Below are 16131 nucleotides of genomic sequence, written 5' to 3' on the forward strand. Positions count from 1 at the left end.
TCAGTTCTCCAGAGGTGCGGTGGCGGAGGCGAGGGCGGGGCGGCGCAGCTCGTCGAGCACGACGCGCTCGACGACCTCCTGAGCCGGGCCCCAGCCGTGGCGGACCCCGGCGGCGATCACGCGGCCGGGTCGGGGGTGGTCGACGGCCCGGCCGAGAGCCGCCGCGATGCCCGCGGGCGTCGGAGCGGCCCAGACGGCGCCGGTCTGCGGGAGGTCGGCGCGGGCGTCGACCGAGTCGTTGACCACCGCGACGACGCCGCAGGCGAGCAGCTCCTCGGCGACCAGCGAGATGTTGGTGAACGAGAGGGCGATCCCGGCGGAGCAGCGGTTGTACAGCGCGGCGAGCTCGGCGGGCGCGAGGGTGCCGTGCTCGATCACCGGAACGTCCCAGGCGCCGGGGGCGGTCCCGTAGACGTGGATGGGCACCGTCGGGTGCGCCTCGTGGAACAGGGAGAGCGCGCGGCGCCCCAGGAGGTAGCCGCGCCGGTCGGCGGACGGCTTCGCGTAGAAGACGACTCCCGAGCGCTCGCCGTCGGCGTTCTGCAGCGTGTAGGTGCGGGTGTCGCAGCCGAAGGGCGCCAGGTCGCTCTCGATCCCGAGCCCGTCGAGGTGCGAGCGCACCATCTCGCCCAGCGCGATCATCCTGAAGCCGAACCGGTAGCTGTCCTCCGCGAGCGCGGCGAGGGTGCCCCGCGGGTGGAAGAACGGCTCGAAGTCCTGCACGAAGTACAGGCGCGCCATCGGAGCGGTCCCTCGGGTGGCGAGGACGTGCGCCGTCTCCCACGAGGTCGCGATCGCGGCGTCGACCCCCACGATGCCGTCGTCGGCGCTGCGGATGTCGACGTCGAGCCACGGCCACGACGCGCGGATGATCGCGGCGCGCTGCTCGAACTCGGCTCCGTGCCGGTCGTAGAGGAAGAGGGTGCAGCGGTGACCGCGCTCCACGAGCCCCTGGACCATCCGGAAGAGGGTCGTGTGGCCGCCGGAGCCGCGGTCGGGAGGGGTGCAGATCCAGCCGAGGGCGGCGGGGCCCTCGACGGGTCCGGGGGCCCCGGGCAGGCGGAGGGTCGCCGAGTCGGCGATGTCGCCCGGGAGCAGCGGCATGTCGAGCTCGCCGACGCCGACACGGTCGCCGAGGGCGCGCACGGCGCGCTGCACCAGGTCTCGGCGCCCGGTGGTGCGGAGCCGGCGGACGAGTTCGCGGGGCACGCGGACAGCGCGCATCAGAAGCTCCCCTCGCGGTGCCAGCGGCGCCACGACCGGTCGGTGCGCAGTCGGCGCACCACCCGCTCGGAGAGGAAGCGCGGGGCGAACCGCGCGCCCGGCTCCGGGGAGAGCAGGCGCGACTGCAGTCGCTCCCACTCGGGCAGCCAGGCCGCGTCGCGGAAGACCGACCGGGCGAACTCCCGGTGCTCGTCGAGCTCGGCCCTGGTCGCCCCTCCGCTGTCGAAGTGCTGCGCACCCCGCTCGAGCGCCGAGCGCGCGAGGGCGATGCGGGCGAGCTCCTCCAGCTCGGCCGCCTCGGCGAGGGGTCCGCCCGGAGCGGCGAAGAAGGTCTCGAACGCGAGCAGACGCTCGCGCAGATCCCGGAGCGGCGTCACGACGTCCGACCGGCTGCCGGCGTGCTCGCGGTGCCAGGCCTGGTCGGCGCCCTGGATGTAGGCGACATCGGCCGCGGCCGAGAGGCGGAGCCACAGCTCGAGGTCGTAGGTGTGCGGCAGCGGCCGCGGCCAGCCGACGCGGTCGAGGACCGAGCGGCGCACCAGCACCTCGGGGGAGGTGATCACGTTCAGACCCGTGCGGCAGCGCTCGTGCAGCCAGTCCTGACCGCGCCAGAGGATCCACGCCGTGGAGGTGCTGCGCGCCGTCGGGCGCTCGGCGCCGTCGGTGAAGTGCAGGGGGTGTCCGTAGACGAGACCCACCGACGGGTGGGTCCGGGCGACCGCGACAGCGCGCGCGAGCGCTCCCGGAGTGATCACGTCATCGGCGTCGAGATACCACGAGAACTCGCCCGTGGCGGCCGACAGCGCGACCAGGATGCTCTCGACCGGTCCGCGGTTGCGCGGGCTCGCGATCACGGTCACCCGCGGATCCTCGGCAGCGATCGTCCGGGCGACCGCGAGCGAGTCGTCGGTCGAGCGGTCGTCGACGATCACGACCTGGACGTCGACTCCCTCCTGGACGAGGGCGCTCGCCGTGGCCTCGCGGAGGTAGCGCCCGTAGTTGTAGAGGGGGATGAGCACCGAGACCGTCGCGGACGACGTGTCGGCGGCCGTCACCGGGACGACCCGGCCCGACCGCGCTGCTGTCTCCGGAACGGCGGAGGTCCTCATCGCAGCGCCCCGACCCGGAGCGCGCCGACGAGCGACTGGGCGACGTACTCCTGCTGCGCCGCGGTGATGCCCGGGAACAGCGGGAGGGTCAGCAGCTCGCCCGCGAACGCCTCCGCGTTCGGCAGGGCGACGGCGGGCCGGCCCTCGCGGAGGAAGGGGCTCATCAGGTGCACCGGCTGCGGGTAGTGCACACCGGTCGCGATGCCGGCCGCGCCGAGCACCTCCCGCACCCGGTCGCGCTGGGCGGTGCGCACGACGTACAGGTGGTGCACATGCTCGTTCCCGGCCGCCGTGCGCGGCAGGGCGAGCCCGCCGACCTCGTCGAGCAGCTCGCCGTAGCGGGCCGCAGCCTCGCGGCGCTGCCGGTTCCACTCGTCGAGGTGGGCCAGCTTGGCACTGAGAACCACGGCCTGCAGCGAGTCGAGCCGCGAGTTCGTGCCCAGCACCTCGTGCCGGTAGGCGGTGAGGCCGCCGTGGTTGCCGAGGCGGCGGACGGCCGCGGCGAGCTCGTCGTCGTCGGTCATCACTCCGCCCGCGTCGCCGTAGGCGCCGAGGTTCTTGCCCGGGTAGAAGCTCGTCCCGGCGATCGCGCCGAGGGAGCCGGCCCGGGCCCCGAAGCGGCGCGCGCCCTGGGCCTGCGCCGCGTCCTCGACGATCGTCACCGCGGGGCCGAGGGCGGCCGCCAGCTGCTCGACCGGGGCGCACTGTCCGTAGAGGTGCACGGCCATCACGGCCCGGGTCCGCGGAGTGACCGCGGCGGCGGCGGAGGCGACGTCGATCAGGTAGTCGTCGTCGCAGTCGACGAACACCGGAGTCGCCCCGGCCCGCATCACGGCCTCGGCGGTCGCGACGAAGGTGTTCGCCGGCACCAGGACCTCGTCGCCCGGGCGCAGCTCGAGGGCGAGCAGGGCCAGCTCGAGCGCGTCGGTGCCGTTGCCGACGCCGACGGTGTGCCGGACTCCGCAGTAGGCGGCGAACTCCTCCTCGAAACGCGTCACATCGGGGCCCCGCACGAACGACGACTCGGCGAGGACGCGGTCGAAGCCCTCGCGGACCACGTCCGCGACGACGAGGTGCTGCAGGTGCAGGTCGGCGAGCGGGACGATCGGCTCGGAGTAGGTCATGATGCGGTCCTTCGGTCGGAGGCGGAGAGTTCGCGCACGCGGCCGAGCAGCCAGGTGCGCAGGAGCAGGAGGTAGACGAGACCGCCGATCGCGGCCCCGGTCAGGAGGGCGAGCCAGTCGGCGTCGAGTCCGACGGCGCCGAGGGCGACGGGGACGAGCGCGGCGGCACCCGCGGCGAGCGCCGAGGCCAGCGCGGGAGGCAGGAGGGAGCGGCCGATGGCCGGGAGGTCGGCGCCGATGGTGCGCAACAGCCAGACGAAGGCCGGCCCGACGACGAGCGCCGCGACGGCGATCTGCGCCCATGCCGCTCCGACGAAGCCGCCGAGGAGCACCGCGGGGACGAGCGCGAGAGTGAGCGCGGCGAGCCACACCCCCTGGACGACGGCGACCCGGCCCGACCCGCCCTGGGCCAGGGCGGCCGAGCTGAAGAGGTCGTAGACCACCCGCAGGGCGCCGACGAAGCCGAGCAGCGCGAGCGCACCCGCGGCGGGAGCCCATGTCTCGCCGTAGACGACGCCGACCAGCGGGCCGGCGAGCACCGCGAGCAGCGCGCCGAGCGGAGCGGCGAGCGCCCAGGTGAGACCGGCGGCGGCCGCCAGGGGGGCCGGCCGTCCCTCCTCGTGAGCGCGCGAGAACGCGGGGAGGGCGACCGAGCGCACCACCTGGCCGACCGCGGTCATCGGCCAGGTCGAGATGTTGAAGGCGAGCACGTAGTAGCCGAGGGCGACCGGATCGATCAGCCCGGCGATCACGACCTTGTCGGTGCCGAGCACGCCCCACGAGATCAGGTTGGCGATCGCCACCGGCAGACCGAAGCGCAGGGCGGAGGGGGCGACGGAGCGGTCCCAGCCGAAGCGCGGCCGCTCGCGGGCGGCGAGGAAGAGGAGCACGAGGGTGCAGCTCTGCGCCGCGACCCGCGCGATCGCGAGGGAGAGCACTCCGGTGCCCGCCGCGAGCAGCGAGAGCGTGATCGTGGTCGACACCGCGAAGTCGACGGCCGCGATGAGGAACAGCGGGCGCTGCGCGAACCGGCGCTGGAGGGCGGCGTACGGCGCGACTCCGGCGCCCGCGAGCGGGAGGGTGATCGCGAGGACCGCCGTCACCCCCGCCGACTCCGGGGATCCCGTCATCGCCGCGATCGACGGCGACGCCGCGGCCATCGCCGCTCCGAGCGTCCCGCCGAGCACGAGCCCGAGCACCGACACCGTGGGGGCGCGGCGCTCGGGGTCGGCCGAGCGGATCAGGTCGGTGCTGAGTCCGAAGTCCGAGAGCGCCATCAGCACCGACTGCACGGTGAGTGCCAGGGCGTAGACGCCGAAGGCCTCCGGCGCGAGGATCCGGGCGAGCACGATCCCGAGACCCAGGCTGCCGAGCCGGAGCGCGATCGTGCTGAGCGCGCTCCAGCCCAGGGCCGAGACGATCCTGCGTCGGCCGACGCCGGTCAGCGTCGCGGTCACGGGTCCGACCTCCTCAGCACCGCGCGGACCCGGTCGGCGCCGAGCTCGAGCCGGCGCCGCGAGGGGGTCTGCTCGCCCTCGCCGCGGCGCACGAAGCGGCGCCAGTCGCGCGAGTCGACGACCGCCGGCCAGCACTCGGCGGCGACGGAGGCGAAGCGGGCGCCGTCCGCGCGCTCGTCGAGGCTCGCCGACGCGCGGTGCAGGAGCGCCGAGCGCATCGCCTCCCGGGCGACGGCGCGCGAGGCCCGCTCGCGCCGGTCGCCGCCGCGGGCGGTGCGGCCGCTCCAGTCGTGTCCGGCGCTCTCGAAGAAGCGCTCGAGCGCGTCGTGCCGCTCCCGCAGCTCGGCGAGGGGATCGGCGGCGGGCAGCGGCCGGCAGAGCGTCTGCGCGACTCCGTTGATCCGTCCCACGCCGCTCACGGCGGCGAGCCGGAGCCAGTAGTCGAGATCGGCGGTGCGCGGCAGGTCGACGGCGTAGCCGCCCAGCGCGTCGGCGACGCTCCGGCGCACGAGCGCCGCGTGGTCGAGAACGAGATCGGAGCCGTGACGCGAGGTCCGCTCGATCCAGTCCGAGCCGCTCCACAGCGTCCAGTCGACCCGTCCGCGGGCCTCGGGCGCGGTGGCGTCCGAGATCTCGGCCGCCCCGTAGACGGCGCCGATCCACGGGTGCGCGGCGAGCAGCGCGGCGGCGCGCTCGAGTGCCCCCTCGGTCAGGACGTCGGTCACGGGGAGCACCATCACGGCGTCCCCCGAGGCGAGCGCCAGACCGAGGTTGCGGGCCTCGAGCGCCCCGGCGCGGGAGGGGACGACCCGGACCCGCGGATCCGTCACCGCGAGCGACCAGGCCGTCACGACGACGACGTCCAGGCGGACGCCGGTCTGCGCGAGCACGCTCGCGAGGGCCCGCGGCAGGCGGTCGTCGTGCTCCTCGACCGCGATCACGACCGAGACGAGCGCGGGGGCGCCGCTCGGAGCGAGGGCCGGGGTGCGGTGCCCGCGGACGGCGCTCATGCGCTCGCTCCCTCGAGCGCGGTGCCGGCGCGGCGGACCGGTGCCGGATCGATCCGCGCCGCAGCCGGGACGCCGACCCAGGTCTCCCCGGCCGGCTGGTCGCGGAGCAGGACCGCGCCCATCCCGAGGGTGGCCCTGCGGCCGATGCGGGCGCGCTCGCGCACCGACGAGCCCATGCCGAGGTACGCCTCCTCACCCACGCGCACGCCGCCGCCGAGGATGACGCCGGCGCAGAGCGTCGTGAAGGAGCCGATGCGGTTGCCATGGGTCAGGGTGACGTTGGGCATCGTGACGACGTGGCGGCCGAGCGACACGTCGGCCGTGAGGACGACGCCCGCCATCACGATGCTCCCCGCACCGATCCGGCAGTCGTCGGGGACGTGCACGTCGGGGTGGACCAGCCGGGCGTAGCGCGAGTCGACGACTCCCACCGCGCGCAGCCGGTCGACGAGGCGGGCGCGCGCGCTGCCGTGGCCGACGCAGACGACGATCTCGGCGCGCGGGTGCTCGCGGACCGCGTCGAGTCCGCCGATCACGGGGACTCCCGCCAGCTCGGAGCCCCAGCGGGCCGCGCCGTCGTCGACCACGGCGACGGGTCTGTGCCGGCCGGAGGCGGCGACCAGCGCGAGGGTCTCCCGCGCCAGTCCGCTCGCGCCGACGATGATCAGCTCAGGCATCCGCGGGCACCTCCGTGAGGCGCGCGGGGGCGAGGACGGCGTCGATGACGCGGTCCTGCTCCTCGGCGGTGAGGGCGTGGAAGAGCGGCAGGATCAGCGTGCGGTCCGTGAGCCGCTCGGTGACGGGCAGTCGGTCCGCTCCCGGGTGCTCGCGGTACGGAGGCTGGCGGTGGGCCGCCATGATCCCGCGCCGCGCCGAGATCCCGCGCGAGGCGAGCTCGGCCATCAGTCCGTCGCGATCGAGCGGGTACTCGTCGCCGATCTCCACCCAGTACGACTGGTAGTTGCCGGTGCCGTGCGCGGGGTCCTCGACCGGGCGCAGGCCCGGGACCGGTGCGAACGCCTCCGAGTACCGCGCCGCGAGCGCGCGACGGCGGGCCACGAGCTCGCCGAGCCGGCCGAGCTGCACGAGACCGAGGGCCGCCTGCAAGTCCGTCATCCGGTAGTTGAAGCCGACCTCGTCGTACTGCTCGGGCGGTGCCAGCAGGCTGCCGTGGCGATCGGCCGCCGATACCGACATCGAGTGCTCGCGGAGGCGGCGGGCGCGCGCCGCGAGGCCGGCGTCGTTCGTGGTCAGCATCCCGCCCTCGCCGGTGGTGAGGAGCTTGCGCGGGTGGAACGACCACGCCGTCAGGGCGGCGGAGGCTCCGACCGGGCGGCCGCGGTACTGCGCACCGGCCCCGCAGGCCGCGTCCTCGAGCACGACGATCCCGAGCGGATCGCACAGCGCGCGGATCGGATCGAGGTCGACCGGGACTCCGCCCTGGTCGACCGCGATCACCGCGCGGGTCGCGGGGGTGAGCGCCGCCCTGATCGTCTCGGCCGTGACGTTCCCGGTGACCGGGTCGACATCGGCGAAGACGGGGCGGGCCCCGGTGTGCACGACGGCGTTGGCAGTGGCGATGAACGAGAAGGAGGGGACCACCACGTCGTCGCCCACCGTCACTCCCGCGACGACCAGGCCCAGGTGGAGGGCCGTCGTGCAGCTCGACAGCGCGACCGCGTGGTCGACGCCCATCGCGGAGGCGAACGCCTCCTCGAACCGCGCGACCCGCGGACCCTGGGCGATCCAGCCGGAGGCGACGACCTCGGCGAGGGCGTCCACCTCTTCCTGGCCGAGCCACGGGCGCATGACGTCGATGCGCGGCAGCACGTCGGCGCTCATCGGCTCGCCCCGCTCAGCGCAGGAGCGTCGGCGCGCTCGCCGCGCCACCACTGCACGAGCGAGCGCAGCCCGCTCGCCAGGTCGATGTCGGCGACGAAGCCGAGCTCGTCGCGCGCCGCACGCGTGTCGGCCAGGCGCCGGGTGACGCTGTTGACCGAGCGGGCGGGCGCGAACTCGACCTCGAGGTCCGACTCCATCACCTGCAGGAGCGTGCGGGCGAGATCGAGGAGGCTGGTCTCGACTCCGGCGCCGATGTTGAACGCCCCGTCGTGCCCCGCGGTGGCCGCGATCACGTTGGCGCGGGCGACGTCGTCGACGTGCACGAAGTCCATCGTCTGGCTGCCGTCACCGAGGATCAGCGGCGGCACCCCCGACTCGATCCGCTCCATCCAGCGCACGAGCACCTCGGTGTAGAGGCCGTGCACGTCCATCCGCGGTCCGTAGACGTTGAAGTAGCGCAGCGCCGTCGAGTGCAGGCCCGCCATCGCGCCGAAGCTGGTCAGCATGCCCTCGTTGAAGGCCTTCGCCGCGCCGTAGATCGTGTCGTTGGCGTAGGGGTGGTGCCGCTCGTGGGTGGGGAAGCGGGTCGCGAGACCGTAGATCGAGGCGCTCGACGCGGCGACGACGCGGCCGACGCGGTGAGCGGCCGCCGCCTCGAAGACGGTGAAGGAGCCCTGGGCGAGCACGTCGAAGGCGAGCCGCGGATCCTCGGCGCACTGCGTGATCCGGATCGCCGCCTGGTGGAAGACGACGTCCTTGCCGCGGACGAGCGAGTCGACGAGGTCGCGGTCGCGGATGTCGCCCTCGATCAGGCGCACGCGGCCGTCGGCCAGCGCGCCCTCGAGGTTCTCGCGGCGGCCGCGGACGAGGTTGTCGAGGATGTCGACGCGGTTCACCCCGGTCGCCAGGAGGCGGTCGACGATCGTCGAGCCGATCGTGCCGGCGCCGCCGGTCACGAGGACGTCCGCGCCGCCCAGGGTCACGGGGGAGGGGGTCAGCGCAGCCACGAGGCCTCCTCGAGACGGAGCGCCGGAGCGCTGGTGCGGCTGACCTGGCTGGCGTCCAGGAGCCGGTCGCTGACCTGCTCCAGCACGTTCAGCACGCGGAGCGCGGCGCGCCCGTCGGTGCGGGGCGCTCGGCGCTCCGAGATGGAGTTCGCGAACTCGGCGACCATGTCGGCGAGCGGCTCGCGCTCCGGCAGCGCCGGCGACCAGGTGTCGCCGAGGCGGTACGAGATGGCCGCGTCGCGACGCGAGGCTCCGGTGCGGAGGGAGGAGTTCAGGTCGACCCCGCGGTCGAAGACGCTCAGCCGCTGCTGCGGGTTCACGTCGTCCCAGACGAGCGTGCGCTGGGATCCCCCGATCACCATCCTGCGGATCTTGGTCGGGCTCAGCCAGTTGACGTGCACGTTCGCGATCGCCCCCTCGCCGAGCGGCACGGTGAGGTAGCCGACGCACGAGCGCCCCGAGCCGAGCGGGTCGGAACCCTGCGCGGCCACGGCGCCCTCGCGCAGACCGCCGGGGATGATGAAGTCGAGGATCGACAGGTCGTGCGGAGCGAGGTCCCAGAAGACGTCGACGTCGGGCTGGATCAGCCCGAGGTTGATCCGAACGGCATCGACGAACAGCACGTCGCCGAGCGAGCCGGAGGCGATCAGCTCCTTCATCTTCAGCACGGCCGGCGTGTAGCAGTACGTGTGGTCGGCCATCAGGACGACGCCCGCGCGCTCGGCGGCGTCGACCATGTCGATCCCGAGCACGCTGGAGTCGGCGAGCGGCTTCTCGACGAGCACGTGCAGTCCGGCGGCGATCGCGGCCATCGCGATGGCGTGGTGGGTGCGGGCGGGGGTCGCGATCGCGATCGCGTCGAGCCCGGGCAGGTCGAGCACGTCCGAGAGCGAGCGGAGGACGGGGACGGAGCCGTTCGCGCGAGCGACGTTCTGCGCGCGCACCGGGTCGAGATCGCAGATCGCGACGAGGTCCCAGTCGGAGCTGGCGGCGAAGTTCCGGGCGAGGTTCGGGCCCCAGTAGCCGGCGCCGACGAGAGCGACGCGGAGCCTCCGGGACGGGATGGTGGTTGTCATGGCGGTGTCCTTCGGGTGAGGAGGAGGGCGTGCGGGCACGCCGAGGGGACCGCGCTCCCCGACCAGGGAGAGGGGGAGCGCGGACGTGGTGGAGCGGCGCGGCAGGCGCGCCGGAGGAGCGGCGCGGAGCGCGCCGGGGAGAGCCGACGCGGGGTCCGGGCGTCAGCGGGCGAGGGGCGCGCCCCGTGGATCAGGGGCGGGCGCCGTCAGTGCGGGGAGTCGCGGGTCGTCAGTACGCGCCGACCGGGCGCAGCATCACGCGCAGCGTCCGCCAGAGGATCAGCAGATCGCCCGTCAGCGACCAGTTCTCGACGTAGTAGAGGTCGAGACGGATCCCGTCCTCCCAGTCGAGCTCGGAGCGGCCGCCGGTCTGCCAGAGACCGGTGATGCCGGGCTTGATGTACAGGCGCCGATTGACGGTCTCGTCGTAGCGCGCGACCTCGCTCGGGAGCGGGGGTCGCGGCCCGACCAGGCTCATGCTGCCGCGCAGCACGTTCCAGAACTGCGGGAGCTCGTCGAGCGAGTAGCGCCGCAGCACACGTCCCAGCGGCGTCACCCGCGGGTCCTCTCGCAGCTTGAACAGCAGCCCGGAGCCCTCGTTCGCCGTCTGCAGCTCGAGGAGCCGCGACTCGGCGTCGACGGTCATGGAGCGGAACTTCAGCATCGTGAACGTCCGTCCCGCTCGCCCCACCCGCTCCTGGCGGAAGAGGGCCGGCCCGGCGCTGTCGCGGCGGATCAGGACGGCGAGCACCGCGAGAGCCGGGGCCAGCACGAGCAGCGCGAGGGAGGCGACGATCACGTCGACCGCCCGCTTGAGCGCGTGCCGGGGCCCGGAGTAGCGCGGCGGCTCCACCCGCATCAGCGGAAGGCCGTCGACGGGCCGCCAGTGGATGCGCGGTCCCGCGACACTGCTGAGCCCGGGGGCGAGCACCAGCTCGACCGCGAACGGCTCGAGCGCCCAGCAGAGACGCCGGAGGAAGGCGTCGCCGCCGTCGACCGGGCCCGCGACGATGACCGCGTCGGCCCGTCGTTCGACGACGGAGCGGTCGACCTGATCGATCGGTCCGACGATCGGGAGGGAGCGCCCGCCCACGAGGATCGAGCGCTGGTCGCCGCCCGCGTGGTCGGCGAGGGCGACGCCGACGACGTCGTACTCGACGCGTCCGCGACGCCGCTCGATCTGACCGACGACGTGCGCGACGTCGCTGGTGCGACCCAGCACGACGACCCGCGAGAGGGAGCGGCCGGCACGTCGCTCCCGAGTCAGTCGACCCCGGGCGAGGGCGTGCACGGCGAGCATCCCGGCGAGGCCGATCGGCAGCGCCACCAGGACGTGCAGGCGCGGCAGGTCGATCCGGGTCAGGACCGAGGCGACGGAGGCGATCCCGAAGGTCAGGATCGTCGCCGACAGCAGTCGGCGGAACTCCTCCGCGCCCGATCCGCAGTACTGGTCGAGGCGGCGCTGCGAGAGCTGCACCGCGCCGATCCAGAGGCCGCAGAGGACGGCCGCGACGGCGAGGTCGCGCGTCGAGGGCTCAGCGCTCCAGCGCAGGGCCGCGGAGAGGCCGACGGCGCCGAGGAGGACGAGGGTGTCCGCGGCCAGGACCCGTCGCGAGAAGCGCCGCCGCCAGTCCGAGGCCGCCGCTCTCGGGGCGGGCACGAGGACGAGGGCGCCGGGGTCGCGCCGGGGTGGCCGGGCCGCGGCGGAGACGGCGGTCACCGCCGGCTCCGGCTCTCACCGCCGCTCGTATCTCGGGTCGCCGGGGGGTGGCGACGGGGAGTCGAGGGTGGACAGAGCGGGATGGGCGCGCCGAGGAGGCGCACCGAAGGTGCGTACACGTGGATCAACCTGCATTTCGGGTTTACAGGGAAAGGGATTTCTCGGGTGGGCACTGACCGCGTCGCGGTTTCGGGGCCGCGGGGGCGTCATCGCCTCGTCGACACCACCTCGACCGCCGAGCTCCCAGGATGAGCAGGGCGGGCGACGTGGCGCCTCGTGTCGGCGGCGGTCTCGCGACAGGGTTCGCGATCTCCGCCGGACCGATGGTCTGGTGGTGCTCTGCCGAACATAGCGGGAGAAATGGCGCGTTCTGCGACCCCACTACGGGGGTCACGGGAATGGTGACACTCAGCTCCTGGCTCCCAACCGCGTGTCAGGCGGCCGCCTCCTAGAATCGTCTCGATGCCGATCGCGCGATCGGGTCGCGCCTCGGCATCGAGGGTTCCCGGACGCCCCCGACCGCCAGGAATCGTGACGGAGCGAGAGGGAGCCCGGCGCGGTTCGGAAGGTCACCTTCCGGACCGCGCTCCCTCCCTCTCGGATATCACTCGCCGGCTTCTCCCGGTGATATCGCGAGTCCACCGGCGGAATGCGTCTCGAGCTTCTCCGAACCGCGCGGCATCGCGACCGGACACGCCGTCTCATCAGGGGTTCCTGCAACCCGTTTCATTCTCGCGGTACCGCGGGAGAAGGCGCTCGATATCTCCGTCGAGAGAGCATTCGGCACCGTTGTCCGCGCATTCGCCGACATCACTTCTCCGAATGCCGGGGCTCCTTCTCAGTTCACTCTCTCGAGTGCGGACAGCCGCCTCCGCGAGGTGTTCCGGCCTGCCTCCGGAACCGGTCCGCCGACGCCCCGCGGGCGACTAAAGTCGAGGGGTCTGCAGAGCCTGAGGAGTGCCCGCGCGTGTCGAACGAATCGTCGAATCCCCCCCAGAACGAGTCGTCCTTCGAGGTGACCGAGGCCGGGACGGGGTTCACGCACTTCACGGATCGGGCCGTCGTCGCCCTCCGCGTCAACGGAGAACTGCGCGATCTGGCCACCGAGGTCGTCCCCGGCGACCGCATCGAGCCCGTCCTGATCTCCTCGCCGGCGGGTCTCGACATCCTCCGCCACTCGGCCGCGCACGTGCTCGCCCAGGCCGTGCAGCAGATCAACCCGGAGGCGAAGCTCGGCATCGGCCCGCCCGTCACCGACGGCTTCTACTACGACTTCGACGTGACCGAGCCCTTCACCCCCGAGGCGATGAAGGCGCTCGAGAAGGCGATGGACCGCATCATCCGCCAGGGGCAGCGCTTCGTGCGCCGCGTCGTGACCGAGGACGAGGCCCGTGCGGAGCTCGCCGGCGAGCCCTACAAGCTCGAGCTGATCGGCCTCAAGGGCGGCGGATCCGACGGCGAGTCGGTCGAGGTAGGCGGCCCCGAGCTCACGATCTACGACAACGTCGACCCGCGCACCGGCGACACGGTCTGGAGGGACCTCTGCCGCGGCCCCCACCTCCCCAACACGCGGATGATCGGCAACGGCTACGCGCTGACCCGCAACGCCGCCGCCTACTGGCGCGGCTCCGAGAAGAACCCGCAGCTCCAGCGCGTGTACGGCACCGCCTGGCCCACGAAGGACGAGCTCCGCGCCCACCAGGCACGGCTCGAGGAGGCGGCGCGCCGCGACCACCGCAAGATCGGCCACGAGCTCGACCTCTTCTCGTTCCCCGACGAGATCGGCTCCGGCCTCGCGGTCTTCCACCCCAAGGGCGGGATCATCCGCTACGAGATCGAGCAGTACATGCGCGAGCAGCTGCTCGCCCACGACTACGAGCTCGTCTACTCGCCGCACATCACCAAGGGCGATCTCTTCACGACCAGCGGTCACCTGCAGTGGTACTCCGAGGGGATGTTCCCCCCGATGCACCTCGACGAGCTGCAGGACGAGGACGGCACGATCACCCGCCAGGGCCAGGACTACTACCTGAAGCCCATGAACTGCCCCTTCCACAACCTGATCTTCCGCTCGCGGGGGCGCAGCTACCGCGAGCTGCCGCTGCGCCTGGCCGAGTTCGGCACCGTCTACCGCTACGAGAAGAGCGGCACGCTGCAGGGCCTCACCCGCGTGCGCGGACTCACGCAGGACGACGCGCACATCTACGTCGCCCAGGAGGACGTGGCGGCCGAGCTGACCCGCAACCTCGAGTTCGTGCTGCAGGTGCTGCGCGACTACGGCCTCGACGACTTCTACCTCGAGCTCTCGACCAACGAGGAGGGCAACCCGAAGTTCGTCGGCGACCCCGAGCAGTGGGAGTCGGCGATCGAGTCGCTGCGCGCCGTCGCCGTCGAGTCCGGCCTCGAGCTGGTCCCCGACCCGGGCGGAGCCGCGTTCTACGGCCCGAAGATCTCGGTGCAGGCGCGCGACGCGATCGGCCGCACCTGGCAGATGTCGACCATCCAGCTCGACTTCAACCAGCCCGAGCGCTTCGAGCTCGAGTACACCGCGTCCGACGGCACGAAGAAGCAGCCGGTGATGATCCACCGCGCCCTGTTCGGCTCGATCGAGCGCTTCTTCGCGATCCTCACCGAGCACTACGCCGGTGCGTTCCCGGTCTGGCTGTCGCCTGTGCAGGTGATCGGCATCCCGATCGCCGACGAGTACCTGCCCTACCTCGAGGGCGTCATCGGCGAGCTGAAGAAGTCGGGCGTCCGCGCCGAGATCGACTACTCGAGCGACCGCATGCAGAAGAAGATCCGCAACGCCACGCTGCAGAAGGTGCCGTTCCAGCTGATCGTCGGCGAGAAGGACCGCGACGCGGGCGCGGTGAGCTTCCGCTTCCGCGACGGGACGCAGGAGAACGGCATCCCCGTCGCCGACGCCGTCGCCCGCATCCGCGAGGCGATCGCGACGAAGGCGCAGGTCTGATGACCGACGGCGATCTCATCCCCGAGGGCGCCGAGGGCTCCGCACACCTCGCGGGCGTGCCCGACGAGTTCCAGCGCCTGTGGACTCCGCACCGGATGGTGTACATCCAGAAGGGGCAGCCCGGCGCGCACGACTGCCCGTTCTGCGTCGCCCCCACGCTGAGCGACGAGGAGGGCCTCATCGTCGCCCGCGGGACGCACGCGTACGTGCTCCTCAACCTCTTCCCCTACAACTCCGGACACCTGCTGGTCTGCCCGTACCGGCACATCCCGCTCTACGACGAGGCCACCGCAGAAGAAGTGGCCGAGATCGGCGCCCTCACCCAGACCGCGATGCGCGTCATCCGCGAGGTCTCGAACAACGACGGCTTCAACCTCGGGATGAACCAGGGCGCCGTCGCCGGAGCCGGGATCGCCGCGCACCTGCACCAGCACGTGGTGCCCCGCTGGGCGACCGACGCCAACTTCTTCCCGATCATCGCCCGCACGAAGGCGCTGCCGCAGCTGCTCGGCGACGTCCGTGCGAGCATCGCCGCCGCCTGGCCCGCCGACTAGACCAGCCGGGCGGTGCGTGTCCAGCGCGGATCGCATGCGGCACCCTCTCGTAGACTCATTGCTGCCGTCGGCGGAAGACGCCGCACAGAACAGGACACCCCGAACATGACTGACACCACCACCTCGTCCTCGTCCGCCCCCGAGCAGTTCGGCTCGAGCCGCGTCAAGCGCGGGCTCGCCGAGATGCTCAAGGGCGGCGTCATCATGGACGTCGTCAACGCCGAGCAGGCCCGCATCGCGGAGGACGCGGGAGCGGTCGCCGTGATGGCGCTCGAGCGCGTCCCCGCCGACATCCGCTCGCAGGGCGGTGTGGCGCGGATGAGCGACCCCGACCTCATCGACGGCATCGTCGCGGCCGTCTCCATCCCCGTGATGGCGAAGGCGCGCATCGGCCACTTCGTCGAGGCGCAGGTCCTCGAGGAGCTCGGCGTCGACTACATCGACGAGTCCGAGGTCCTCTCGCCCGCCGACTACGTGAACCACATCGACAAGTGGAAGTTCACCGTGCCCTTCGTCTGCGGCGCGACCAACCTGGGCGAGGCGCTCCGCCGGATCACCGAGGGCGCCGCGATGATCCGCTCGAAGGGCGAGGCCGGCACCGGAGACGTCTCAGAGGCCACCAAGCACATCCGCACCATCTCGGCCGAGGTCAACCGCCTGAAGTCGCTCACGCACGACGAGCTCTACGTCGCCGCGAAGGAGCTGCAGGCGCCCTACGACCTCGTCGCCGAGATCGCTCGCACCGGCAAGCTGCCCGTCGTCCTCTTCACCGCCGGCGGAGTCGCGACTCCGGCCGACGCCGCGCTGATGATGCAGCTGGGCGCCGACGGCGTCTTCGTCGGCTCCGGCGTCTTCAAGTCGGGCGAGCCCGCGAAGCGCGCCGCCGCGATCGTCAAGGCGACGACGTTCTTCGACGACGCGAAGGTCATCGCGGAGGCGTCCCGCGGACTCGGCGAGGCGATGGTCGGCATCAACGTGGCCGACGTGCCCGCGCCGCACCGCCTCTCCGAGCGTGGCTGGTAGCCCCGGCGAGCCGC

The 16131-nt window shown here is 73.0% G+C and carries 13 protein-coding genes; 3 read left to right on the top strand and 10 right to left on the bottom strand.

Going from position 1 to position 16131, the window contains the following annotated elements:
• From GRS96_RS10680 to GRS96_RS10725, 10 genes are all read right to left on the bottom strand, one after another.
• Positions 1–1224, bottom strand: a complete 1224-nt coding sequence (locus GRS96_RS10680; RefSeq protein WP_159857256.1) for a rhamnosyltransferase WsaF family glycosyltransferase — start codon at positions 1222–1224, stop codon at positions 1–3.
• A complete protein-coding gene (locus GRS96_RS10685) occupies positions 1224–2333 on the bottom strand; it encodes a glycosyltransferase family 2 protein (RefSeq protein WP_159988455.1) in 1110 nt (369 codons plus the stop codon). The genes GRS96_RS10680 and GRS96_RS10685 overlap by 1 nt, the downstream gene beginning before the upstream one ends.
• Positions 2330–3457: a DegT/DnrJ/EryC1/StrS family aminotransferase gene (locus GRS96_RS10690; protein WP_159857260.1), complete on the bottom strand. Its 1128-nt coding sequence runs from the start codon at positions 3455–3457 to the stop codon at positions 2330–2332. Before GRS96_RS10690 ends, GRS96_RS10685 begins: the two co-directional genes overlap by 4 nt.
• Positions 3454–4914 (bottom strand): oligosaccharide flippase family protein, encoded by a 1461-nt coding sequence (locus GRS96_RS10695; protein WP_159988456.1) that lies wholly within the window; start codon positions 4912–4914, stop codon positions 3454–3456. The genes GRS96_RS10690 and GRS96_RS10695 overlap by 4 nt, the downstream gene beginning before the upstream one ends.
• The gene (locus GRS96_RS10700) at positions 4911–5924 is read right to left on the bottom strand and encodes a glycosyltransferase (RefSeq protein WP_159988457.1); all 1014 of its coding nucleotides are present in this window, start codon (positions 5922–5924) and stop codon (positions 4911–4913) included. Before GRS96_RS10700 ends, GRS96_RS10695 begins: the two co-directional genes overlap by 4 nt.
• Positions 5921–6601 (bottom strand): acetyltransferase, encoded by a 681-nt coding sequence (locus GRS96_RS10705; protein ID WP_159988458.1) that lies wholly within the window; start codon positions 6599–6601, stop codon positions 5921–5923. Before GRS96_RS10705 ends, GRS96_RS10700 begins: the two co-directional genes overlap by 4 nt.
• Positions 6594–7766, bottom strand: a complete 1173-nt coding sequence (locus GRS96_RS10710) for a DegT/DnrJ/EryC1/StrS family aminotransferase (RefSeq protein WP_159988459.1) — start codon at positions 7764–7766, stop codon at positions 6594–6596. The genes GRS96_RS10705 and GRS96_RS10710 overlap by 8 nt, the downstream gene beginning before the upstream one ends.
• Positions 7763–8773, bottom strand: a complete 1011-nt coding sequence (locus tag GRS96_RS10715; protein ID WP_235021804.1) for an NAD-dependent epimerase/dehydratase family protein — start codon at positions 8771–8773, stop codon at positions 7763–7765. The genes GRS96_RS10710 and GRS96_RS10715 overlap by 4 nt, the downstream gene beginning before the upstream one ends.
• The gene (locus GRS96_RS10720) at positions 8761–9849 is read right to left on the bottom strand and encodes a Gfo/Idh/MocA family protein (protein ID WP_159853331.1); all 1089 of its coding nucleotides are present in this window, start codon (positions 9847–9849) and stop codon (positions 8761–8763) included. The genes GRS96_RS10715 and GRS96_RS10720 overlap by 13 nt, the downstream gene beginning before the upstream one ends.
• Positions 9850–10078: 229 nt before the next feature.
• Positions 10079–11569 (bottom strand): sugar transferase, encoded by a 1491-nt coding sequence (locus tag GRS96_RS10725; protein WP_159853341.1) that lies wholly within the window; start codon positions 11567–11569, stop codon positions 10079–10081.
• 1015 nt (positions 11570–12584) lie between these two features.
• Between GRS96_RS10725 and thrS the strand changes: the two genes are divergently transcribed.
• The 3 genes from thrS to pdxS all read left to right on the top strand — a co-directional run bounded on the left by thrS (position 12585) and on the right by pdxS (position 16117).
• Positions 12585–14540, top strand: coding sequence for a threonine--tRNA ligase (thrS, locus tag GRS96_RS10730; protein WP_235021823.1), 1956 nt, complete (start codon positions 12585–12587; stop codon positions 14538–14540).
• On the top strand, positions 14540–15094 hold the full coding sequence (locus tag GRS96_RS10735) for an HIT family protein (RefSeq protein ID WP_159853345.1): 555 nt from the start codon (positions 14540–14542) through the stop codon (positions 15092–15094). The genes thrS and GRS96_RS10735 overlap by 1 nt, the downstream gene beginning before the upstream one ends.
• Before the next feature lie 105 nt (positions 15095–15199).
• A complete protein-coding gene (gene pdxS, locus GRS96_RS10740) occupies positions 15200–16117 on the top strand; it encodes a pyridoxal 5'-phosphate synthase lyase subunit PdxS (protein WP_159853347.1) in 918 nt (305 codons plus the stop codon).
• The last annotated feature ends 14 nt before the right edge of the window (positions 16118–16131 follow it).

Source organism: Rathayibacter sp. VKM Ac-2803 (assembly GCF_009807175.1).
Classification (GTDB): domain Bacteria; phylum Actinomycetota; class Actinomycetes; order Actinomycetales; family Microbacteriaceae; genus Rathayibacter.